Origin of the sequence: Algibacter sp. 2305UL17-15 (assembly GCF_040720935.1) — a bacterium.
Taxonomy (GTDB): domain Bacteria; phylum Bacteroidota; class Bacteroidia; order Flavobacteriales; family Flavobacteriaceae; genus Jejuia.
In genome coordinates this window covers 1-23,049 of sequence record NZ_JBFDAE010000012.1, presented here as the reverse complement: position 1 = coordinate 23,049, position 23,049 = coordinate 1, and the positions used below count along the sequence as shown (strand labels likewise).

Sequence of the window (23,049 nt, the reverse complement as noted above, 5' to 3'; positions counted from 1 at the left end):
CGGCTATTTTTATTTCTTTTTCATGCTAAAATCAAAACTGACTTCAATATCTTCTGCAATTTTACTACTCACTATTTTTGGGATTTTTATAGCATAGTCTGACGCTAAGGCTTTAAAATTTCCAGTAAAATTAATGAGGTCCCCTTCTTTGGTTATCTGAATTAAAACATCTTTAAGTTCCTTTGTTTTTCCATGGAAAGTTAATTTTCCACTAATTTTATAGGAGGTCTTTTCATTCAATTTAGAAACATCAAAATTTTCTATTTTTCCTTTGAATGTTGCCTTTGGATACATGTCAGATTCTGCGTAATTTTCATTAAAATGTTCTTCCATTAAGGCATTTTTAAATCGGAATCCTTTAACAAAAACCAAAGCAGCAAATTCTCCATTTTCTGTATTTATAATAGCTGTTACAGAATTATTGGACGCTTTAACTTCCTCAAAAGAAGGAACAGAAGCTTCAAAATTCACGGTCCCGGTTTTTGTAATGTACTTGGTTTGCGAATATGTGTTTAGACATAATAATATACAGAGGTATAGTAGCTTTTTCATTTTATTGTTTTTATAAGTAAGTACAAATACGCTGCCAAGTTTAGTTTTCTAACAAACCATCAGCTTTCCATTGTTCAATTTGAGCTCTTAAATCAGCGTTTATTTGTCCGCTTGGAGGCATTGGATTAGAAGCGCTATTAACTCGGGCAATAATTCGGTCGATTCTATTTTTTACATCATCAAAAGTGGTTAAAGAAAACGGTGCTCCATTTGTAGGAGTGTTACCATGGCATTGGGTGCAATTATTATCAATAATAGATTTAGTGTCGTCGAGGTAGGTAACTTTTTCCGCAGGCATTTGTCCTTTATCATCATTTAAATCGTCTCCACTACTACTAGAACAGGTATATAATACAACTGAAAAAGCACATACATAAATTAAATTTTTAAATTTCATAGCTATTTATTTTTAGTGTTTATTAATATGTTTATGTTTAAAATCGTCTGCTTAAGTTAAATCCAAAAAAGATATCTCCATCTGCCCAATCTCCAGATCCCTGACCTAAAAAGCCATTGGTGTTCATGGGTTGTGCATTTGTAAAATGCATTTGGAATACATGACCTCCAGTTTCTAAATCCATACCTATTGATATGGGGTTTTTAAAAGGGGAATTACTCGCTCTATTTAAGTGTAAACCATAATCTGCATTTATGGACCAACGTTTGCCCAGTTTATGACGACCTCCAAATCCCAAAGCAAATTGCGAGTTGTTTTGACTCCCAACAGCAACATAGTTATCATGAAAAAAAGTAGGTGCCAGCTCGAAGGATAAATTGGTATTCACTTTTCTTGAAATTAGCAGCTGCGTTGTGTAACCTAAACGGTGTTTAAACTTTAGGAGAGGCATATTGTCTTTATCAAGAGCGGTGTTTATTAAAATAGCATTATAGCCTACAATAGTAAAAGGAAACCCATTTTTTTCTTGACGCACCAACCTATATTTAAAAGTAATATCATAAATTTTTAACAGAGAACTTCTTGATACGCCAATATTGAATCCATCGGATACGCCATACACAAAGTTCAATCTTGTTACGGCTTCATCCAAACCAAAAAAAGTATTGATACCATTTTTAATGCTTCCAAATCTGTGGGATACAATAAAATTCAATTCGTCTTTGGCAACCAGTTTGGTGGATTCAAAATTCACGATTTTTAATCCCTTAAATACCGCTGTTTCGTATGGTGTGATCACGGAATCTGTATCAATTTCATTTAATAAGTCCTCTTGCGAAAAAAACACTAATGGAACTAAAAAAACAGCGGCTATTAAATACTTTTTCATATGCTAATAAAGGTTGGTTAGATATTGATTTACTGTTTTACAAAGCGTTTATTTGTAGTATTAACTCTTACCATGTATAAACCCGAGCTTAAACCGGAAACATCCATCTCTAAGAAATTATTGGTGTTTGATTCTTTTCGTAATACTATTTCACCTAAAAGATTATAAATGGTTATTGTTTCATTTTCCGTATTATTAGAAAATTTCAGGTTTAATTTAGAAGCAACAGGGTTAGGGAATAATGAGAACTTAGTTTTGGTATCAAAATCTTCTATACTCAAAGTGGGATCCCAGTATGCTACACCATCATTGTTTGTGGCGCCATTTCCAGTATATTGATAAGGCAAAGGCGCACTTGGCGATATAAATGTGCCAGTAACCCATATAAGAGCATTATTTGCCACATTTTCTCTAGTATGTCCTGGAGAGCCCCATTGAATATAATCCCTCATATTGGAAGCTGTACCAAAAGGACCACCAATATATAGCCCTAATTCTCCATTTGCGGTATTCATTGTGATACCACTAGAAATATCTACGGTAACTTCTGCGCCAGCGGCCAAGTTTAGAGAACCACTAGTTACAGTAAGAGTGTTTAGGGCTGGGTATGCAGGGAAATCACATAATTGATAACTCCCAATGTCAATAGTAGAAGCACCAAAGTTTTTAATCTTAATGATGTTTGTTGACGTATTAACTTCGATAAATCGAATTTGAGCCTTCAAGCTCAGAGCAAAACCTAATAATAACAGTACAAGTAATTTTGTTTTCATGACTTTTGATTTTAATTATTAATAATTGAACATTGATCTAATTTTATTTCTTCCAGCAAATCATCGAAACCGATGCATCTGCCTTTTATAACTATTGATTTATTTAGTACAGCAGTATTGGGGGGTATTGGGTTTTTAAATTGACAAAATATGCTATTGTCGATAACGATAGTTTTTTCATTGCTTATTTCTGTAACTAAACCTGAAACTTGAATGGTTTTATTTAAGAATTTTTTTTCTGCCTCTTCTGAATTGTTTGAAAATTGAGAAATTAAATCATTAGAATTAACCACAAACTCTGGCGTTTCTGCTTTAACATCTCTATGGTCTTGATATATATAGTTATATAAAAAGATGCCTACTATTATCAGTAAAATACTAAAACCAATTCTCTTTTTCATTTTTTTTGAGTTAAATACTGCTTCGGTTTTAACACCGAAGCAGATGTGCTAGTTCCAAGTGTTTTAATTCCTCGGTATTGATCTTTTCTTTTTCATAGATGCTCAATACTAGCTTAATATTTTTAGTTACATAGGTTGTTATATCTCAATCTATCAGTATCGGTGACCCGCAAATCTACTCTTGTTTTAGAGTATTCAGCTATTTCATGAAGTCTCCAATTGTTATTGCAAAGCGGTAAATCTGGTAAATCTATAGTAACAATAATGTTGTTTTTAGTGCCAGAAGCAACCCAAGTGCCATACTCATTCTGACCCGCCCAATACACTCTTAGTCCACCATTTGGATAGAAGTGAAATTTATAGCCGTCATAAACACTATCGTAATTAGTGTTATCCCTATTCAATTTATCAACCGTCCAACCACCACAATCTGTCAAAATGGAAATCAGTTCTTCAGTAGTACAGTCATCACAATCATCATCATTATAATCATAATCATCATCTTCATCGCAGTCGTCTTTATGAGCGTTGATAGTGCTTTCGAGCTCAGGCAAATTATTAATGGTAACTACGGTTTCATCAAAAAGTATGACTTCGATAGGGAAATTTACGGTTACAAGTTTATCACTATCTAAGTTTTTAAGAAACGCATTAAGTTCATTATCCGATTTAAAAGTCTCAACAGTTATCAATTCATTATTCTTATTGAATGTTGAGGCTTCAATAGGGTATTGAAAATCTATACATTCAATATCTTCATCAAATTCATTTTCACCATTGCACCCACTAGAGTAGGTGTTTAGTTCAGAATTGTTATTAATGGTTATTTCGGTAAAATCCTCCATTATTATGGTAATTGGATAAATAATGTTTAAAACGTCAATATCATCATCGTCATCATCAAAAATATATTCAACAACCTTGTAATCTTTTTTAGAAATTACATCTATTTTGGCGCCATTTGCTGTAACGCTAACAGGAAACTTTATATTGAAGCAATTAGATTTGTCTAAAATATTATCATTAGAACCATCATTACTCACAGTTTTTTGCATTAAACCTGCAATAGTAGAATTAGCCTCCAATACTTCTTCTTCAGGAGCTTCAATCAATACTAGCTCCTCTTTTCTGCAAGACTCAAAGAGCATGCAAAGAATTAGAACATTAACACAAAGAGCTATTTTATTCATTCTTATGAAAAGGAAAGGTTTTTCTACTTTATTATATAACAATCGACTTTTAAAAACTCCTGAATAATAATTAAAATATTTATTTACCTTTAGAAAAATTATTCTAGCTGTTGCCAAAAAAACTTAACCATACTATTTGCGAAAAGCAAGTTTTTGAGCGTGTTTATAATATGTATTCAAAAGATCTACATGATTTTTTATACTATAAGTATGGTACGCGCGTAAACCCAAACGATAAGGTACAGGATGCTTTTATCAAGCTTTGGCACAATTGTAAAAGGGTGACCGCGGATAAGGCAAAATCTTTTTTGTTTACTGTTGCTAACAATATGGCACTTAATGATATAAAACATCAAAAAGTAGTTTTAAACTATCAAAATAATCCCCAAAAAAATCACACAAACGAACATCCTGAGTTTATTATGGAGCACAGCGAATTTCTGGAAAAATATAAAAACGCATTGTCCAATTTATCCCAAGAACAGCGTGTGGCTTTTTTGTTAAATAAAGTTGAAAGGAAGTCGCATAGTGAAATAGCAGACCAATTGGGCGTTACCAAAAAGGTTGTTGAGTATAGAATTTATAGTGCTTTTAGCAAGATGAAAGAAACTTTAGAGAATTTTAATATAAAATAATCAGGATTTTTAATGTGTAAGTTGTTTTATTATAAAGCTACAAACAATGGATAGAGAATCTTTGGTAAAGAAATGGCTGAATAATGAGTTGACAGAAGCGGAGAAAGAGGCTTTTGAAAATCTTGATGACTATAAATTGAATAAAAAAATTGTTGATACAGCTGAATATTTTAAGGCTTCTGATTTTTCTAAGATTGATGATTTTGATAATTTAAACACTAAAATAGAATCAGAAGGAAAGTCAACCAAATCTAATTGGATGACTCCCTTATTGCGTATTGCAGCTGTTTTACTAATTGGTTTTGGAGTTTATTATTATGCGTTTAATGATGGTTCTGTAACTTTTGAAACCTTAGCAAGCGAAAAAACAAAAATTGAACTTCCGGACCATTCAAAAGTTGTATTGAATGCAGGGTCGAATATTGAATATGATAAGCGTGACTGGAATGATAAAAGATTTGTAAAACTTAAGGGTGAAGCTTACTTTATTGTAGAAAAAGGAAGTAAGTTTGAAGTCATCACCGATGATGGTAGCGTAGCTGTATTGGGAACTCAGTTTAATGTAAAGCAGCGCAAAAACTATTTTGAAGTAAAATGTTTTGAAGGCATGGTTAAAGTGAACTCTGATGAAAATGAAAAAACACTTTACGCAGGCGATACATTCCAGATAATAAATGGTACTTTACAAGAAGAGAAAACCACTTTGGAAGCACCAACTTGGGTAAACGAGATCAGTACTTTTAAAAACGTTCCATATCATTTGGTGATTCAAGAGCTAGAGCGACAATACAATGTTGAAATCACATTGAAAAACAGTGATATAACAAGAAAGTTTTCGGGTGGATTTAAACACAACAATATAGATGAAGCACTTATTTCTATAACTAAACCTATGGGATTAGGTTATGAAATGAGTACGTTGAAAGACGTTGTAATCCATGACAAGACCAACTAACCAGTTTTTTGCACTTTTAGTAATATTTTTTAGTTTTTCTTTTGTTTCAAAAGCACAAGAAGGTAAAAATATACTGCCTCTGATTTCTGTTTTAGAAAGTATCCAAACCCAGTATGGCTATCAATTTAACTATGCAGAGGATACCATAAAAGACTATAAAATTATTCCACCTTTAAAAAAGCTTACATTTGCCGAAGTGCTAGGGTATCTGCATGAACAAACTGGTTTAGAGTTTTCACCCATAAATGATAGTTTTATAATAATTAGTGAAGCTGGCGCATTACCTTCAGAAGAAGCATTGCAAGCACTTCCAGAGATCATAGTGCCGAGTTATATTATAAGGGGCATCAGAAAATTGAATAATGGTTCTTTTAAAATAGACTTTTCAAAATTTAGAATGTTACCAGGGCTTATAGAGGCAGATGTTTTACAATCTATAAAGGCGTTTCCCGGGATACAGAGTATCAATGAAAATGTTTCAAACATCAATATAAGAGGCGGTAGTCATGACCAGAATCTTATCCTTTGGGATGGCATTAAAATGTATCAATCTGGACACTTTTTCGGATTGATTTCGATGTACAACCCACAAATTACCCAAAGTGTTTCATTAATTAAAAACGGATCTGATGTCTCTTTTACCGATGGTGTTTCTGGAACTATTTCAATGGAAACCAGTAAAAAAGTAAACCCAAAATTTAAGGGCAATGTTGGAATTAATTTTATTGACGCAAATGGTTTTGTTGATGTGCCTATAAACCGAAAGTCATCAATTCAGGTGGCGTTGCGAAAGTCTATTAGCGATTTTGTACAAACCCCAGCTTACAGTAACTTTTTCGATAAAATATCAGAAGATACAGAAGTTGAAAACAGTATGGGTTCTATTATGAATTCAGACAAAAAATTCGATTTTTATGATGCTTCCTTCCGATGGCTTTATAGGCTAAATGATAGAGACGAACTAAGGATAAATTTTATAAATGTTTCTAATGAATTGATATTCAATGAAAACACTTTAGAGGAATCACGAAGAAGCAGTATAAATCAAAACAGTATTGCCGGTGCAGTTTATTTTACGAGAACTTGGAATAATTCATGGAAATCATCACTAGAACTTTATGAGACGGATTATAGCCTAAAAGCGACCAATGCAAATATCTTGGACTCACAACGGTTTTTGCAAGAGAACAAAGTTTCAGAGACCAGTTTTAAGCTGAAAACGAATTATAAAATTAACGACCAGTTTAATTTACTGAGCGGCTATCATGTAGTGGAAACTAAGGTATCCAATTTAGATGATGTTGACACGCCCATTTTTAAATCCTTGGTATCTGAGGTGTTAATAACCCATGGACTTTTTTCACAAATTAATTACCTGTCTTCTAATGCAAAAACAAGTCTGTCAGCAGGAATAAGATTTAACCATATCAACAAGTTTAAAAAACAAATTTTGGAACCTCGCTTAAGTTTTACGCATAAATTTCTTAATAATTTCAGCTTAGAAGTTTTGGGCGAAGTGAAACATCAAAATACATCTCAGATTATCAATTTTCAAAATGATTTTTTGGGTGTTGAAAAACGAAGATGGCAACTTTCAAACAATAGGGATATTCCAATAATTACGAGTAAACAAATTTCATTGGGTATAAATTACAACAGAAGGGGCTGGCAAATAGGGGCGGATATTTATGTTAAAAATGTAAATGGAATTACAACTCAAAGTCAAGGATTTCAAAACCAATATGAGTTTGTAAAAACGAGTGGAAGTTATAAAGCAAGTGGTATAGACTTTATTTTGAGAAAGCAATTAAGGAAATTTAATACATGGCTTAGTTACGCATATTTAAATAATGACTATACATTTAAATCCTTACCTGAAATTGAATTTAGCAGTAATTATGATATAACCCACGCCGTTACTTTGGGAACAATTTATAATTTTAAAAACTTGCAAATTTCAACTGGGTGTAATTGGTTTTCTGGTAAGCCAACAACCTTGCCAATTGCTGGGAGTGAAATTCTGAATGATGAAATTAATTTTGGTGCAAGTAATGGTAATCGCTTAAAAAGTTATTTTAAAGTTGATATTTCTGCCTTATATGATTTTCAGATAGGAAACAGTTCTAGAGTAAATATTGGTGCTTCAATATGGAATGTTTTTGATAGGAAAAACCAGATCAATAATTTTTTTAGGCTAGGAGATGGGAGTGTTAACGAAACGCTACAGACTTCACTAGGGATGACTCCAAACGTTCTTCTTAGAGTCTATTTTTAGTGCAACTCTACCTTGGCATTTTGGGTTTTAATAAACTCAATATGTTCTTCAATTTTAAATTCTGAAGATTTGAAATTATTAGAGCGTTTTTTAGCTTGCTCTTGTCTGGCAATACTTCTTGCAAAACGCCTTACGCTTTGTTCTGTATCTAAAATTAAACCAGGAACAGCGGCATTTTTTCCATTTTCATCCTTTGCGACCATTGTAAAATATGAAGAATTACAATGCTTTACTTTTCCCGTTTGAATGTTTTCAGATTCTACCCTTAAACCAATGACCATAGACGTTCTGCCCGTATAATTTACCGATGCTTTTAGGGTAACCAATTCGCCAACTTCAATAGGGTTTAAAAAGTCAACACGATTTACAGAAGCCGTTACGCAATAATTTCTAGAATGTTTGGAAGCGCAGGCAAATGCAATCTGATCCATGAGGTTTAAAATATGCCCACCGTGAATCTTGCCACTAAAGTTAGAGTGCGAAGGCAGCATTAGTTCTGTAATTGTTACTTGAGATACTTTGGCGTGTTTAAACATGACTTATGAGGTTATTGTGGTAAAGATGATACCCGTAATTATTGCAATTCCAAAACTGATTAAAGTGCCTATTAAAATGTACTCTGTAAGTTGCCTGGTTTTGGACTCCTTTAAATCGCCGAACCTAAAAACAGATTTGGCAGTAATTAAAAAACCAACAGCTTCCCAATGGTCTGCTATGATGAAAATAAACACTAAAATACGCTCTAAAATACCAATATATTTCCCAGCATCCTTAAGTGATTGGTTATTTTTAGTAAGTTCTGAAATATTCCACTTTAAAAAAATGGTTTTCATAATTATAGATACCGGAATTGTTAAAAACAGAAAACAAGTGATTAATATAAGAGTGTTTTCAGAGAAGCTAATTTGTGTAATAGATACTTGTTTTGAAAAGATAAAATAGCAAACAACAATAACCAGCACATGCAATAACTGATCGATAAAAAAGAATAAACGTTTTGTTTTTTTCTTCTGAACCAAAAGTTTTAAGGCATCAATTATAAAGTGGGAAACACCGATGATTAAGATAATTGGCCAAAGTTTGATGTTCCAGAGCAACAGCGCAGTTATAGCAATATGGATTAAAACATGAACATAGAGTTTTGGTGATTTTAGTTTTTTTTCTTCTTTTTCTTTGACCCATTTTTGAGGTTGAAGAAAAAAATCTCCGATGAGGTGTGCTAATAATAGTTTAATTAAAATCATGATAGCGTTGCTATTTTTTGTCGGTACATGGCGTCTAGTTCTAAAATATGTTCTAAACCGGCACGTTTTTGTCGTTTACTAATAGCATCTTGTTTCGTGCCGATTTTTTCTGCTAGTTCGTGTTGTAATGCATCAGGGTTTTCGATACTTAACTTCATAATTTCAGCAGAATTAACAGTCCAATTATCCATGGTGCTCAAAGCGAGTTTAAAATAGAGGTTTAACTCTTTATCTATCTTATTATCAGAAGTTTTAATCCTTAAATTTTGTTTCTCTTTTTTTAAAGATTCTAGGGTTTCTCCTGAATACACAAAAGCTTCGCCGTTAGATTCGCTCACTTTTTTACCTTGATATGTTTTGTTTCCAATGCCAATAGCAAGTCTTACATCCAGGCCTTTTATCATTTTAACGCAAGCTTTTATATAAACCGCAGCTATAAAGCTTTTAGAGATGTCCTTTAGTTCTATTTGAAAACTATCGCCACGATATATCTCCCAATAGGAGTTATTGGGTTCAAAAGTGGTTAATGCATTTTTCAACGCATTTATCCAGACCTCGGGGTTTTCCCGAACTCTAGATTTAATAATGTCGCCTGTAATAACGCTAGTCATACTTGTTGTTTTAACATTCCGTTTTAATGGCATAAATTAAAATATTCCATATTAACAGCATAAATTAAAATATTCCTTAATTAAGGAATGTTAAATATATCATGTTTTTGTGTGATAAACAAATATATCACGTTTAAATGCGATATAGTGACTTATTCATCTTCTTGAGCCCGTTTAATTATAGCTTCAGGAAGTGATTTTTTAGCTTTGGCTCCCATTTTCTTAAGCTTTTCAACACTAGTGATGAGGTTTCCTCTACCATCAACTAATTTGTTCATTGCTGATGAATAATCGCTTTTTGCAGCATCAATCTTTTTGCCAACACCAGTTAAATCGCTTACCAATCCTTCAAATTTATCGTAAAGCGCACCAGCTTGTCGCGCAATTTCAATGGCGTTACGTTGTTGCTTTTCATTGTTCCACATGCTATCAATAGTACGAAGTGTTGCCAGTAGGGTAGAAGGTGTAACAATAACGATATTCTTTTCGAAGGCTTTGTTGTAAATAGAGTTGTCTTCATTAACAACAATGGCAAAAGCGGGTTCTATGGGAATAAACATGAGTACAAAATCGGGCGATTCAATATCATATAAATCTTGATAGTTTTTTGCGGAAAGTTGATCTACGTGCTTTCGAATGGAATTAACGTGCGCTTTTAAAAATAGAGGTCTTTCATCTTCATCTGCATTTACCAAACGTTCATAATCGGTTAAAGATACCTTACTATCAATAATCATTTTTTTTCCATCAGGTAAATGTAAAACCACATCTGGCAGAACGCGAGAACCATCCACTCTTGTAAAATTTTGCTGCACAAAATATTCTCTATCTTTTTCTAAACCAGATTTTTCAAGAACGCGCTCTAAAACCAATTCGCCCCAATTTCCTTGCATTTTACTATCGCCTTTTAAGGCACGGGTTAAATTGGTAGCCTCTTTAGTCATTTGTTGGTTGAGGTCTTTTAAGCCTTTAAGTTGTTCTTCCAAAGCAGAATGCATTTTGACACTTCTCATTTGGGTATCTTCAACTTTTTTTTCAAATCCTTGAATTTTTTCTTGAAGCGGATTTAAAATGTTTTTGATGTTTTCTTTATTCTGAAGTGTAAATTTTTCAGACTTTTCATCTAGAATTTTAGTGGCTAACAGCTCAAAATCTTTTCGGAGTTGTTCTTGGCGTTGTTCTATTTCAGCATCACGTTTTAAATTTTGTTCTTGAAGATTTTCATATTCTGAATTTCTTCTTGCTAACTCTGTACTTAAAAACTCTTTCTCTTTACGAATTTCTTCACGTTCAGTTTCAATTTTAGTTGAATTTTGCTTTAACTCATCAATAGTTAATTGCATTTGATTTTGGCGTTCTTCAAGTGTGCTTTGTTCGCTTTTACTTTTTAGTTTTGTAAAAAGCATGCCTAGATATGCGCCAATTGCTGCTGATATTAGGATTGAAATTATAAGTATAAGGTTGTCGTTCATAATATTTTAGTCTAATACTGTAAAAGTAGTAAATTATAGGTTTTGTATTTATTCCTTAATAGTCTTTTTTAACATTTGAGAAATCATATTTTTTCATGGTTTTTTGAAGTATTTTCCAATGATTTCTTAATTGTCTTTTTATTTCGGGTGCATTTAATTCATCAGCAGCTCTGTATACATACCTTAGATAATTACCTCTGAATTTTCTTTCAAAATATTTAGTTTCTGCTTTTTCGTCTATAAAAGAAGTTCTTTTTGCGGGTAATATTCTTGATTTCTCGCCTTTGTAAGAAAAAAGTCTATATATGTTTCTTTTAAATAAAGGGGCTTCATCCAATAGATGTTTTTCTTTAACAGATTCAACTCTTTTATGTTTTCGTTTTATAGTTTGTTTTAACTCTCTATAAAACTTAGCTAAGTTTTTGGACTTAATTAATGTTTGATAACCATAAAATTCAAAGCCCAAATAATTTAGAGGTATATTCTCTTTTAATTTTCCATTTTTTTTAATCTTATAGCATTGCAATCTTCCATCATTTATTTTGAAAAGTGTTTTTTCGGTTTTCTCTATTGAAACGATTAATTTGTTGCTCGCCATTTCTTTTTTTACAAATTCCTCAACTAACTTTATTTGATTTTCTTTACAAAGCATCACAATATCATCAGAATATCTTCTGTAAAATATGTTGTGTTTTGTAGTTAATTCATTTATAACAGCTTCATCAAAATTTAACATGTAGATATTTGCTAATATGGCGCTAATGGGTAAGCCTTGAGGTATTCCCATTAAATTTTTGGTATCATCTTTTTTTTGATTTTTATGAATAATAATATCAGAATTAACAAGGTCTTTTATGCTTTCAAAAAGGGTGTGTTTTCCTTGTTTTCTGTGTTTAGATAATTCCTTTTCATCAAAATGACCGTTTTTAGTTTTTAAATCTTTAAGTTTTACATAAGAAAATCTTGTAGTTGCTTTAAAAAGATTAAAGTGATCTTTTGGTAGTGTTTTATAGCCTAACACTTTTGCCCACGCTAATTTTAATTTTCTATGATTTAAACTAGGGAAGAAATTTTCAATATCTAAAACAAGTGCTACACAGTTTTCTCTTCGATTAATTTCATCAAAAACATCTTTTGCAAAATTAACATTGTTTTTAAATTTTAATTTGTCTTTAGTTTCAATTTGCCTATAAGCAGTTATTGACTCCGATAATATATCGTTTTTTTGTATGTAAGCTTCGTATTTAGGAGATATTATTTGCTGGGTGTAATAAGAATATATATGAGCATCTATATGTGTTGCATATAGTATTTCTCTTATTTTTTTATTTGTAACTATTCTGCCTTTTTTTGTTTTTTTATGAGAACGCCTTTGAATGCCTTTAAATTTAGATAGCTTATAGCGTCTTTGTTTTATTTCTTTAAAAATAAGTGGGGAAAAAGAATGTTGAGCTACCTTTTTATTATTGGTAATATAACGCTCTATATTTTTCCTAATAGACATAGGTGTCTTATTAGTAAAATGCGGATAACCTCTGTCTTTATACCAGTCTTTATGTATTCTCATAAACAATAAAAGTAAAAGGAGTCCTCGCACGTATTTGTAACAGAATAGAACTTACACCTTTTAAAGGATTGAACCATTAGCCGAATTCTCGACTCACGCTGCAATTTTACGTCAAATAATAAATAACTAATATGATAGCACTCATTAAATTAACAATCAACTTAGTCTTAGAGACCTTAGATATAAACCAAATTCTGGAGTTCCTAAAGGACTTTATAAGAATTAATGAGGTAGTAACGTTACTTCCGAAAATAATTTCTTATATTAAATGTAACAAAGTTAACAGAAATACAATTTTCCTAATCTCCATATTTATTATCCCTTTTAAAAAAAGGTTGGATTAAGTGATTGATTAAAAATCAATACAATAGTTCAACAAATGTTTTATTCCTTTTAACTAAAGAACTCCCTTACTTTGATGTGAAAATAGTATTTTTCTCTTACTTTTATGCGGAATTTAATTTATAAAAATGGATATTTTTAATATTGGTGATATAGTTACTCTAAAATCACATCCGCTTTTTAGGGTAGGGAAAAATAAAACCCCTCAGAAAATAAGTGAATTTTCAGCCCAAGTACCTCCGTTAATGTTGATAAAAGAAGTTGTTTTTGAGAATAAAGAAACCAAAACTCAATTTGATGATAAAATTGAAGGCTCAAGAATTGCTGATTTAGTAAAATACTCTTGTGTATATTTTAATGCTAACAAAAGTGAATTTGTTGAAAAAACAATATATCATTCATTCCTTCAATCATATAAAGAATTAAAATATTTTAAAAAAGAAAAAACTGAAAAGCCTAAAGATAGTATAGACCTAATAACTGAAGTTTCTAGTTATATACCTGTTTTAAATTATGAATATGGAAAACAGGTTCAATTCAAAACAAAGAAATTAGAACATAGAAAATCTTATGCTTTAAATAATGAAAAAATTAGCGGTACATCTTTTCAAACACCAGATTTTATTGTTTCAGGAATTAGAAATGAAGAACAAAAGGATTTATTTTATCCAAATCGAGAACCTAAAAGGATAGTTTGTAAACAACTTTTCAAGGTAATTTGGTTTTGTCATTTTCAACAAAAATTTAGTGAGTATTTTTTGCCAAAAGAATTTTTGGTTGAAGGTTTAGAAATATAGTAAACTATTATTTCTTCACTCGAAAACTTCCCGTTTTTTCATCAAAAGCAATTAAATCCTTTGGGAATAAAGTTTCAAAAGTACCTTTAGTAATTAAATTGCATGGTGCATCTGAAACTACTTCAGTATCAGTCATCACAATTAAATTATCACATAACTGAATCGCCAAATCTATTTCATGAGATGAAAACAAAATGGTCTTATTTGTTTCCTTAGCCAGCCTCTGAAGTAATTTTAAAATGTACGCTTTATGATACATATCTAAATGCGTAGTAGGTTCATCTAGAATAATTAAATCGGTATCTTGAGCTAGGGCACGAGCAATCATAACTTTTTGAAGTTGACCGTCACTTAACTCGAAACACTTTTTATGTTTTAAGTTGGCAATGTTAGTTTGATCTAAAGCGTCATTCACTTTTCGAATATCTTCTTTTGAAAGGTTTCCAACCCAATTTGTGTAAGGCTGTCTTCCTAAAGCAACGAGTTCTAAAACAGATAAATTTTTTGAAGCTAAAGGTTCTGTTAACACCAAGCTCATGGCTTTCGCCAAATCAAGTGGCGCATATTTTAATAAGTCGGTATCATTGATAAAAACTTGTCCGCTTAAAGGGTTTTGAACATTAGTAAGGGTTCTTAAAAGTGTGGACTTACCTATACCGTTTGCACCAATTAATCCAACAAGCGTTCCTTTTTTTAGTTCAATATTAATATTTGAAGCTACAATCGTTTTTGCTTTTTTTGAAGCATACCCAATGGATAGATTTTTGGTCCTTAAAATGATATGTTGGTGTTTGTTTTCCACTAATTCACGAATTTCTCTATTCTCTATTCTCTATTCTCTATTTTCTATTTTTCTATTTTTCTATTGTCTATTAACTATTGTCTATTAACTATTGTCTATTTTCTGTCTCTGCATCCGTCATCGGTCATCGGTCTTCTGTCATTATTTAAAACACCATTTTCCGTTTTCTAACCAATAACCAAATCACAACAGGTGCACCAACTAAAGATGTAATCGCATTAATGGGCAAAGTTAAATCACTATTTGGTAACTGCGCAATACTATCACAAATAAGCATGACAATAGCTCCAAATAAAAATACCGCAGGCAATAATATTTTATGATTTGAAGTATTGAAAACCTGTCGGGTTAAATGCGGAATGGCCAAACCAATAAACGCAATAGGGCCCGTAAATGCCGTAATTGTTCCAGCAAGTAAACTCGTTGCTATAATTATTGTGAGACGACTTTGCTTAATATTTAATCCTAAACTTTTGGCATAATTTTCTCCTAAAAGCAATGTGTTTAAAGATTTGATGGCGGCAATTCCGAGAATTATTCCTAAACCATAAATTGAGAATAAAATACCGAGATCTTCCCAAGTTAAATTCCCTAAACTTCCAAAGCCCCAAAAAATGTAGTGTTGCAATTGTTCTGCAGAACCAAAATAGGAGAGTACGCTAACAATGGCCGCTGTGATACTAGCAAACATAAGCCCAATGATAAGAATAGCCATGGTGTCCCGTACTTTTAAAGAGACCATAAGAACTGCCAGTAAAACCAAAAAACTGCCCAAACTTGCTGCAATAACAACGCCCCATTTTGATATAAAAACCGAAGCCAAAGCACCTCCAAAAATTCCAGAACCAAGGATAACTAAAGCAACACCCAAACTTGCGCCAGAACTGATACCTAAAACAAATGGGCCAGCTAAGGGGTTTCTAAATAAGGTTTGCATTAACAGACCTGAAATACCCAGTCCAGAACCCACAATTAGTGCAGTTAAGGCCTTTGGTAATCTGTAATTTTGAATAATGTGTTGCCAAGGTTCTTGTGCTGTGGGATATCCAAGAAGTCCGTTAAAGATGTCTTTTAATGGAATGGATACTGATCCCAAACTTATATTCACTAGAAAACACAGTATCAAAATGATGATGAGTGCAAGAAATGAATATGTATAGTTTTTTGCCATTGCAATGATTCTGTGACTTTGTTAAGACCCTTCAGGTTTTTAAAACCTGAAGGGTCTGTATTTTCAATTATTTTAATTTTTTAAAAAAATATAGTTCGTAATCTTCCAATAGTTCTGGATGACAAATTTTTGTAATGTCTTTCAAAACCAAATCGGGTCTTGTCATGCCTAATTCGTAATACAGAACACCTCCAGTTTTGCCAGTTGTATTTGTAAATGTATAAATGTTTTTATTTTGAAACGCTTTAAACATCGCGTGATTTTCATTGCCATTTTTTAAAGCTTCCAAACTGGTATAATTCGATGGGCTTAACCAAATATCGGCTTCTTTCGCTTTTACAAAAACCGATTCAAAATTCAATTTCAAACTCCCAGAACCTTTTGTATCGCTCCATAGATAATTGACGTTGGCATCTTTTAAGAGTTGTGCTTCAGTACTTGTTCCATTTGGTAAATACCAAATATCATTGTGCATGGCGCCACTCAAAACAGGTGGTTTAGTTGTTGTGTTTTGGGCTAGTTGTTTCACTTCTAAATAATTTTTTTCAATGCGATTAAAAATGGAATCTGATTCTTTTTCTTTGTGATATAAAACCCCGAAAAATTTTATCCATTCGGCTTTTGCTAGGGGAGAACTCTCCACCCAATCGCCATTAAAGATTACGGGGATTCCAGAGTTTTTAATGGTCTCTAATGAGCGGTTTCCGCCATCAATTCCAAAACCTACAACCACATCTGGATTTAATTCTAAAAGCACTTCTGTATTTAAGCTTTCATTTTTACCAAGTTCCCTGATATTTCCATTTTCTATGCGATGTCTTATCCTTTCCGAAGAAATATAATCTGTTCCGGGAAACCCAACCAATGTTCGTTCTACATTTAATAATTCTAAAGCTGGAATATGGGTTGTTGAGGTGACAACTATTTTTTTTATTGGAGTTATAATAATGCCATCAAATTCATTTTTCATAAAAGACGTTTTCGCTGCATTTTCTTTTGGAACTATTACATATTTATAACTCTTTTCAGCATTGGGCCAAGGTTGGGTTATTTCAATTATGCTATAATTTTTATATTTAGTTATAGAAAACCCTTTGGCATATTTTAAGATACTTGTTTCAGCTTCTAAGGAAATATGTGTTTGTTTTGCCTCTTTATCATTTTTACATGAAACAAAAAGTACTGAAATTAATAGGATAATGAGTTTTTTCAAAATTCAATTTTTAATCTGTTTCAAAAGTAATATTATTTAACGTTTTTAATGAAACATTAAACAGAATGTTTACTTTTGCAGCGAATTTTGGTTTGACGTTGTCACTAAGAACGAGTGGAAGAATCTCAAAAGAGGTCCCGAAACAAGTTCGAGACGACTGCGTCGATTAAAAGGGAATCAAGTGAAAAGATTAACGATTAACGAGTGATGATTAACGAGTTAAGAATTCAAAAATCAAAAAATCGAGTTTTGTTAGGCTTCATTCTTGAGCTGTTCCCGCAACTGTAAGTTTATGCTGGATTTATTTCAGCACCTCTAAAAGAGGATGTTATTAACTTCAATACCACTGGCTTTATGCTGGGAAGGTGTAATAGCAAAAAACAAGTCAGGAGACCTGCCATTTTCAAAACAAATAAGTTAAACTTTCGGGATAAAAGTTTGCGTATGATAATCCATGCGATTCTCGAGTAATTATTCATTAAAATGAAAAAAACAAATGTTTTGGGCATCCTATGTTTAGGATTCTCATTGGTTGGTTTTGCACAACAAAAAGCAGATTCAACAAAAGTAGAGCAACTTGATGAAGTTGTAATTTCAGATTCACGATTCGAATTAAAACGTGAAAATTCAGGTAAAACGGTTATTAAAATTTCTGCGGAAGAATTGGAGAGAAATCAAGGGCGTACCGTGGCTCAAATTATTAATTCCAAATCGGGAATAACTATAAATGGTAGCCAGAGTAATGCTGGGCAAAATTTAAGCACTTTTTTTAGGGGAGGTCAAAACAGACAGGTTCTTGTGTTGATTGATGGCATTGCAGTAAGTGATCCATCTCAAATTGAAAACAATTATGATTTACAGCTATTATCTCTGGACCAGATAGCATCCATAGAAATTTTAAAAGGCGCATCGAGTGCTTTATATGGTAACAGGGCATCTACGGCTATTATAAATATTACCTTAAAGAAAGCCTCTAAAGATAGATTAAAAGCAACTTTTGCTACTTATTTAGCCACCAATAATTCCCAGGACGATTCAAGAATAGATGTAGCCGATTTTACTAATAACGTAGGTTTTAATGGTACTTTAGGTAAATTTAATTATTTAGCAAGTTTTAGCAGTCAAAACACCGATGGGTTGTCCGCATCAAAAACACCGGGGAGTGATGTTAAAAATGAAAGTGATAGATTTTCCAAAATAGCGGGAAATATTAAATTAGGCTATAAATTTTCAACTGCGTTTGATGTGGTGTTTTTCGGGAATTTTGATGAATATGATACCGAGTTCGATGACGGGTTTAGTTTTGTTGACCAAAATAATTCCTCTAGTAATAAGCAATATCGTTTAGGCTTTGGATCAAATTTTAAATACGAAAAAGGAAGTGTTCATCTTAATGCTGCGGTAAATAATATAGATAGAGAATTTGAATTTGAGTTTTTTACAGGTTCAATTTCCGAAGGGAAATCTTATGTTTTAGATGTATTTAATAAATATAAATTTAATGACCAGTTATATACTATAGTTGGTTTAAACTACGTAGATAATGAAATTGATACATTTACCGTGCCCTTTGGCGCAACAGAATTTGAACCGGCAATAACCTCGGAAATAGCGACGGATAATATTTTAGACCCCTATGTTAATGTCACCTATTTGTCCGATTTTGGACTTAACGTTAATGCTGGATTGCGTTTAAATAACCATAGCGAATATGGTAGCAATTTAGTATATAATATAAACCCCTCGTATGTATTTAAATTTAATGATGCTAAAAGTTTGAAAATTATATCATCTTATAGCACATCGTATATTACACCATCTTTATTTCAATTGTTTTCACCAGATTATGGGAATGTAAATTTACAACCGCAAGAAGATATAACTATTGAAGCAGGTCTTGTATTTAATTTTGGAAAAAAGCTTAGTTTAAGTACGGTCTATTTTAATAGAGACCAAGAAAATGTTATTGAGTTTGTAACCCTGGATTTTACAACATTTGAAGCTGAATATCAAAATGATTCAAATGAATTTAAAGTAAATGGAATAGAGGTGGAGTTAAATTATAAGCCCATTAAAGGGCTGGATTTTGATGCAAATTACACCTTTACAGAACGAAAAGACGGTGTTATTTTTAGAGCGCCTAAGCATAAAGCGAATGTAAGTTTAGGTTACGCTATTGGAAAGGTAACTTATGCATCGTTACATTATCAATATAATGGAGCGCGAACATCTACAGCTTTTAATGCAGATTTTACAGAGAATTTAATTCTAGACAGTTATAGTTTGGTAAATTTTAATATGAATCACTCAATTATTAAAAATAGATTAAAAGTATATGGCAGTATTAGTAATATTTTTAATGAAGATTATCAAGAACTTTTTGGGTTTTCAACATTAGGAAGAAATTATAGGTTGGGCTTAAAAATAGATTTTTAGTGAGAGAGAAGCCTTAATGATTTATGTTTCAGACCTGTCAGGTTTCCTGTGCTGAACTTGTTTCAGTATCTAACCTGAGGTCTTTATTTATTTAAAACCAAACCGCATTTTAATTCCCCTCCTTTGGAGCGGTTATGTGTGGGTAAATTAATAAAAATAGTTAGCTTAAGAGGTGGAAGATATAAAACCCACCACTAGTCCCCTCCGCGGAGGGGAACAGCTTATCGCAAATTATTAACTTCAGAACACGTATGTTTTTAATCCCGAAGTTTCGGGGCTGACAGGTCTTTTTTTATTCAGGAACTAAATCGCAATACCAAACACCATACTTTTCAGCATCATTTTTACAAACAGCATCATCATCTGTTTTCGGGGCATCATATTCCCGATATACTTTTTCCCCAATTGAAAATTTGATGGGGTTTTTAAAAAGAGGACCATCAAAACAAAAGGTGTGAAATTCTCCGTTTTCGCCACATGGGTCAACACTTTCAGGTAGGTTATCTATGAAATTTTCATCTATTATGGTTCCCACGAAGTCTTCGCCGAAATATTTGGAGTTTGCACAAACAATAATGGTTTTAAATCCCAAATCCAAAAACTCGTTTAGCAATTCTTTGGTATCTCTTTTCCAAATTGGGAATACTAATTTTATATCTTGTTTTGCAAGTTGCTCTTCTCTATAAGCTCTTAAATCTTCCAAAAAAATATCGCCAAATGCAGTATGCGTAAACCCATCGTTTTTTAATCTTGAAACCGTTTCAAGCATTTTTTGTTCATAAATTGCCATACTTGGCATTTCTGGAAGCTCTATTAAACTGGCAGGAATATTTATGGCGTCGGTTTGAGCGATTAGTAATTCCTTCCTTAATCCGTGCATGGACACACGGTTGTAATGACTATTTATTGTTGTAATTAATTCTTCCACCGAAAAACGCTCATCTTTTAATAAATGATATAACGCCAAAGCGGAATCTTTTCCAGAACTCCAGTTGAAATAGGTTTTGTGTTTTTTCAAAGCCATAAGGATTAATCGATGATCATTCCTCCTTCACGTGGGTTAAAATCATTTTCATCCACTACTAATTCAAATTGCCTTTGTAATCCAGATTCGGATTTTATTTTGGACATTTTGGTTGTAGAACTGGCGATATCTGCTAAAGCCAAAGCGAGCATGGGTTCATTTTCGTTACCCAAAACACCAAGATTAAAAGCTCTTTCTTGATATTCAAATCCTATGGAAGGCACTAAACCAGTACTGGGAACTGTTTCGTTGTTTTTATTAAGACCTATAGCTACAAGAGGTTGCATGGCATAGGTGTGTGCAGGGTTTGCACCTTGTCGCGTGAAATTTGGAGAATCATAAAATGTTCTAGAAGCTTGGGTTTTACCTCTTGTATTTGTACCAATTTGTACCACATCTATATAAGGCTTTAAACCATTGATAATACCTTCGCTTGCAGATGCGGAACTTCGTGAAGTAAGCACATAAATTTTATTTAAACCAAGACTGTTAAGAGCACCTCCATTTAAGTTGTTGGCAAAAACATAATCGGTATTTTGGCTTTGCAAATTGTCGTTATAGATTAATTTTTCAAAAACCTGACCTGTAAATTGTCCCGTAATCATACTGGCCAAAGCCGTTGTTGTAGGTACAGAACCTCCTGGGTTGTAGCGTAAATCTAAAACCAAATGCTGAATGTTATTCGATTTAAATTGACCAAAAATGGGATTTAGTGCATTTTCAGAATCTCCAATAAATCCGTTATACATCAAGTAACCTACTTTTTCGTCTTGCACTTCTAAGATATCAGATATAAAAATTGGATTTTCGGTGTATTCAAATTTTGTGAGCGTAATATTTTCGCCGGTTGGATCTATACTGTCATCGGTTGTTTCTGGAGTGCCTTTATCGTTAAAAACACCAAGATTGATAGTGTATTCATCTTGATTTAATAAATTGAAAGCATTAGCTTCAGTTATCTCAGTTCCGTTAACGGCATAAAAAATATCGCCTCTTTTCACACCTTTGATATCTGCATCAGTATTTGGTAAAACTAACCGAACAACACCTATAAGGTTTGAACTGTTTGGTGCACGAAATAAAATGCGTTCCATTCCGGTTGTTTTTGAAGTGCCTTCAAAATTTTGTTCTAACACAAAATAGTTATCTACAATCCAGCTAAATCTGTCAACTGTTTGTCTTTGGTATATTAAACTTTCAAATAAGGCTTCGGGAGAAGAAAATCCGTCTAAGTATTCTGAGTATTCACTTGTATTGACAAATCTATCATCTGCTAGATTGGGTATTTCGCTTTTGTACAAATAGCCATAGTTCATACCTTTCCAGACAAAATCATTTATACTAATTCTTTGTATGGTGTTGTCATCTCCGTCTTCAAAGCAACTTGTTAAAAATAGGGCAGCAGCAATTAATACTAGGGCGTTTAATTTTTTCATCTGTTCATTTTTATTTTTTTTAAATTGTCAGATGTAACCTTTATGACAAAAATAATCATCTCACTTTTAGTGTAAAGATTATTTTTACCCAATTCGGTTTCATTTTCAGCAATTTTAACATAGTAGTCTATTAAACCCTAAATTTACTTACATTATTGTTGAATAAAAAATTAATTGTAGAATGTCTTGTCCTGAAATATGGCTACAGGTTAAAATTGATTTACACTGTTTTTAAATATACCATATTAGGTGTTTTATAGTCTAAAGATAAATGTAATCTTATTTCGTTGTATAGATTAATTGCATTTTTTGTTGCTCTTTTTGCGTGTTGTAGGCTATCAAAGGTCTGGTCGAGATAAAACTCGTCTTTTAATATACCGTTTACACGTTCTGCGATAGCATTTTCATAGCAATGGTTTTCTTCTGTCATACTAATACCGATCTTATTTCTCTTTAAAATTTGAGTGTAAACATTACTGCAATACTGAATACCTCTATCAGAATGATGTATAAGCCCAGTAGTGTCTTTAGCTTGATATAAAGCTTTGTTTAAAGCTCTTTCACAGCCTTTTAATTCTAAACTATTACTGATGTCATAACCAACAATTTTACGGCTATACATATCGGTTATTAATGCCAAATAGCAAAACCCTTTAATAGTTCTTATGTAAGTTATATCGCTAACCCATACTTGATTAGGTCTAGTAACCTCAATATCTTTAATGATGTTCTTATACTTGTAGAACCTGTGCAATGAGTTAGTGGTTCTTGAACTGTATTTCTTTCTAAGTGTCAGCATATTGTGTTTTCTAAGTATGTTGAATAATGTATCTCTACCTATTTTTAAATTGGCGTTTTTAAACTCTG

General features: G+C 32.4%; 22 protein-coding genes and 1 riboswitch. Of the genes, 5 read left to right on the top strand and 17 right to left on the bottom strand.

What is annotated here, in order from left to right:
• Positions 1-9 precede the first annotated feature (9 nt).
• The 6 genes from ABXQ82_RS13355 to ABXQ82_RS13330 all read right to left on the bottom strand — a co-directional run bounded on the left by ABXQ82_RS13355 (position 10) and on the right by ABXQ82_RS13330 (position 4,160).
• Entirely contained in the window at positions 10-552 is a 543-nt protein-coding gene (locus tag ABXQ82_RS13355) for a YceI family protein (protein WP_367060521.1), read from the bottom strand.
• Between the two features lie 40 nt (positions 553-592).
• The gene (locus tag ABXQ82_RS13350) at positions 593-949 is read right to left on the bottom strand and encodes a hypothetical protein (protein WP_367060518.1); all 357 of its coding nucleotides are present in this window, start codon (positions 947-949) and stop codon (positions 593-595) included.
• 37 nt (positions 950-986) lie between these two features.
• Positions 987-1,838 (bottom strand): DUF5777 family beta-barrel protein, encoded by an 852-nt coding sequence (locus ABXQ82_RS13345; RefSeq protein WP_367060516.1) that lies wholly within the window; start codon positions 1,836-1,838, stop codon positions 987-989.
• Between the two features lie 29 nt (positions 1,839-1,867).
• Positions 1,868-2,611 carry a T9SS type A sorting domain-containing protein gene (locus ABXQ82_RS13340; protein WP_367060514.1) on the bottom strand — a complete coding sequence of 248 codons (744 nt, stop codon included), beginning with the start codon at positions 2,609-2,611 and terminating at the stop codon, positions 1,868-1,870.
• Positions 2,612-2,622: 11 nt separating this feature from the next.
• Positions 2,623-3,012, bottom strand: a complete 390-nt coding sequence (locus ABXQ82_RS13335) for a hypothetical protein (RefSeq protein WP_367060511.1) — start codon at positions 3,010-3,012, stop codon at positions 2,623-2,625.
• Between the two features lie 122 nt (positions 3,013-3,134).
• Positions 3,135-4,160: a hypothetical protein gene (locus ABXQ82_RS13330; protein WP_367060508.1), complete on the bottom strand. Its 1,026-nt coding sequence runs from the start codon at positions 4,158-4,160 to the stop codon at positions 3,135-3,137.
• A 152-nt stretch (positions 4,161-4,312) separates the two neighbouring features.
• On the opposite strand from ABXQ82_RS13330, the gene ABXQ82_RS13325 reads away from it, so the two are divergent.
• From ABXQ82_RS13325 to ABXQ82_RS13315, 3 genes are read left to right on the top strand one after another with little or no spacing between them, the layout of a single operon-like run.
• Positions 4,313-4,837, top strand: coding sequence for a sigma-70 family RNA polymerase sigma factor (locus ABXQ82_RS13325; RefSeq protein ID WP_367060505.1), 525 nt, complete (start codon positions 4,313-4,315; stop codon positions 4,835-4,837).
• A 46-nt stretch (positions 4,838-4,883) separates the two neighbouring features.
• Positions 4,884-5,792, top strand: a complete 909-nt coding sequence (locus tag ABXQ82_RS13320) for a FecR family protein (protein ID WP_367060502.1) — start codon at positions 4,884-4,886, stop codon at positions 5,790-5,792.
• Entirely contained in the window at positions 5,776-8,067 is a 2,292-nt protein-coding gene (locus ABXQ82_RS13315) for a TonB-dependent receptor plug domain-containing protein (protein ID WP_367060499.1), read from the top strand. The genes ABXQ82_RS13320 and ABXQ82_RS13315 overlap by 17 nt, the downstream gene beginning before the upstream one ends.
• On the opposite strand, the gene ABXQ82_RS13310 is transcribed toward ABXQ82_RS13315, so the two are convergent.
• The 5 genes from ABXQ82_RS13310 to ABXQ82_RS13290 form a co-directional block, all read right to left on the bottom strand.
• Complete coding sequence (locus tag ABXQ82_RS13310; protein WP_367060496.1) at positions 8,064-8,603, bottom strand: acyl-CoA thioesterase; 540 nt, start codon at positions 8,601-8,603, stop codon at positions 8,064-8,066. The genes ABXQ82_RS13315 and ABXQ82_RS13310 overlap by 4 nt on opposite strands.
• Positions 8,604-8,606: 3 nt before the next feature.
• Complete coding sequence (locus ABXQ82_RS13305) at positions 8,607-9,311, bottom strand: DUF3307 domain-containing protein (protein WP_367060493.1); 705 nt, start codon at positions 9,309-9,311, stop codon at positions 8,607-8,609.
• Complete coding sequence (locus ABXQ82_RS13300) at positions 9,308-9,922, bottom strand: SatD family protein (RefSeq protein WP_367060483.1); 615 nt, start codon at positions 9,920-9,922, stop codon at positions 9,308-9,310. The genes ABXQ82_RS13305 and ABXQ82_RS13300 overlap by 4 nt, the downstream gene beginning before the upstream one ends.
• A 152-nt stretch (positions 9,923-10,074) precedes the next feature.
• Complete coding sequence (gene rmuC / locus ABXQ82_RS13295) at positions 10,075-11,394, bottom strand: DNA recombination protein RmuC (protein ID WP_367060480.1); 1,320 nt, start codon at positions 11,392-11,394, stop codon at positions 10,075-10,077.
• A 55-nt stretch (positions 11,395-11,449) separates the two neighbouring features.
• Positions 11,450-12,961, bottom strand: coding sequence for a reverse transcriptase domain-containing protein (locus tag ABXQ82_RS13290; RefSeq protein WP_367060477.1), 1,512 nt, complete (start codon positions 12,959-12,961; stop codon positions 11,450-11,452).
• Between the two features lie 470 nt (positions 12,962-13,431).
• On the opposite strand from ABXQ82_RS13290, the gene ABXQ82_RS13285 reads away from it, so the two are divergent.
• Positions 13,432-14,100 (top strand): hypothetical protein, encoded by a 669-nt coding sequence (locus ABXQ82_RS13285; RefSeq protein ID WP_367060474.1) that lies wholly within the window; start codon positions 13,432-13,434, stop codon positions 14,098-14,100.
• A gap of 7 nt (positions 14,101-14,107) precedes the next feature.
• Here the strand turns inward: ABXQ82_RS13285 and ABXQ82_RS13280 are convergent, their stop codons facing one another.
• The 3 genes from ABXQ82_RS13280 to ABXQ82_RS13270 form a co-directional block, all read right to left on the bottom strand.
• Entirely contained in the window at positions 14,108-14,902 is a 795-nt protein-coding gene (locus ABXQ82_RS13280) for an ABC transporter ATP-binding protein (protein WP_367060471.1), read from the bottom strand.
• 145 nt (positions 14,903-15,047) lie between these two features.
• Positions 15,048-16,073, bottom strand: coding sequence for an iron ABC transporter permease (locus ABXQ82_RS13275; protein ID WP_367060468.1), 1,026 nt, complete (start codon positions 16,071-16,073; stop codon positions 15,048-15,050).
• Between the two features lie 67 nt (positions 16,074-16,140).
• Positions 16,141-17,286 carry an ABC transporter substrate-binding protein gene (locus tag ABXQ82_RS13270; protein WP_367060465.1) on the bottom strand — a complete coding sequence of 382 codons (1,146 nt, stop codon included), beginning with the start codon at positions 17,284-17,286 and terminating at the stop codon, positions 16,141-16,143.
• A 127-nt stretch (positions 17,287-17,413) separates the two neighbouring features.
• Positions 17,414-17,703: riboswitch (cobalamin riboswitch) on the top strand.
• Positions 17,704-17,769: 66 nt separating this feature from the next.
• Here ABXQ82_RS13270 and ABXQ82_RS13265 point away from each other — a divergent pair.
• Positions 17,770-19,722 (top strand): TonB-dependent receptor plug domain-containing protein, encoded by a 1,953-nt coding sequence (locus ABXQ82_RS13265; RefSeq protein ID WP_367060462.1) that lies wholly within the window; start codon positions 17,770-17,772, stop codon positions 19,720-19,722.
• Between the two features lie 292 nt (positions 19,723-20,014).
• Here ABXQ82_RS13265 and ABXQ82_RS13260 read toward each other — a convergent pair whose 3' ends face one another.
• The 3 genes from ABXQ82_RS13260 to ABXQ82_RS13250 all read right to left on the bottom strand — a co-directional run.
• Entirely contained in the window at positions 20,015-20,746 is a 732-nt protein-coding gene (locus ABXQ82_RS13260) for an ATP-binding protein (protein ID WP_367060459.1), read from the bottom strand.
• Positions 20,747-20,751: 5 nt separating this feature from the next.
• On the bottom strand, positions 20,752-22,182 hold the full coding sequence (locus tag ABXQ82_RS13255) for a S41 family peptidase (RefSeq protein WP_367060456.1): 1,431 nt from the start codon (positions 22,180-22,182) through the stop codon (positions 20,752-20,754).
• Between the two features lie 220 nt (positions 22,183-22,402).
• The coding region (locus ABXQ82_RS13250; protein WP_367060453.1) for an IS3 family transposase at positions 22,403-23,049 on the bottom strand (647 nt) is incomplete at its 5' end.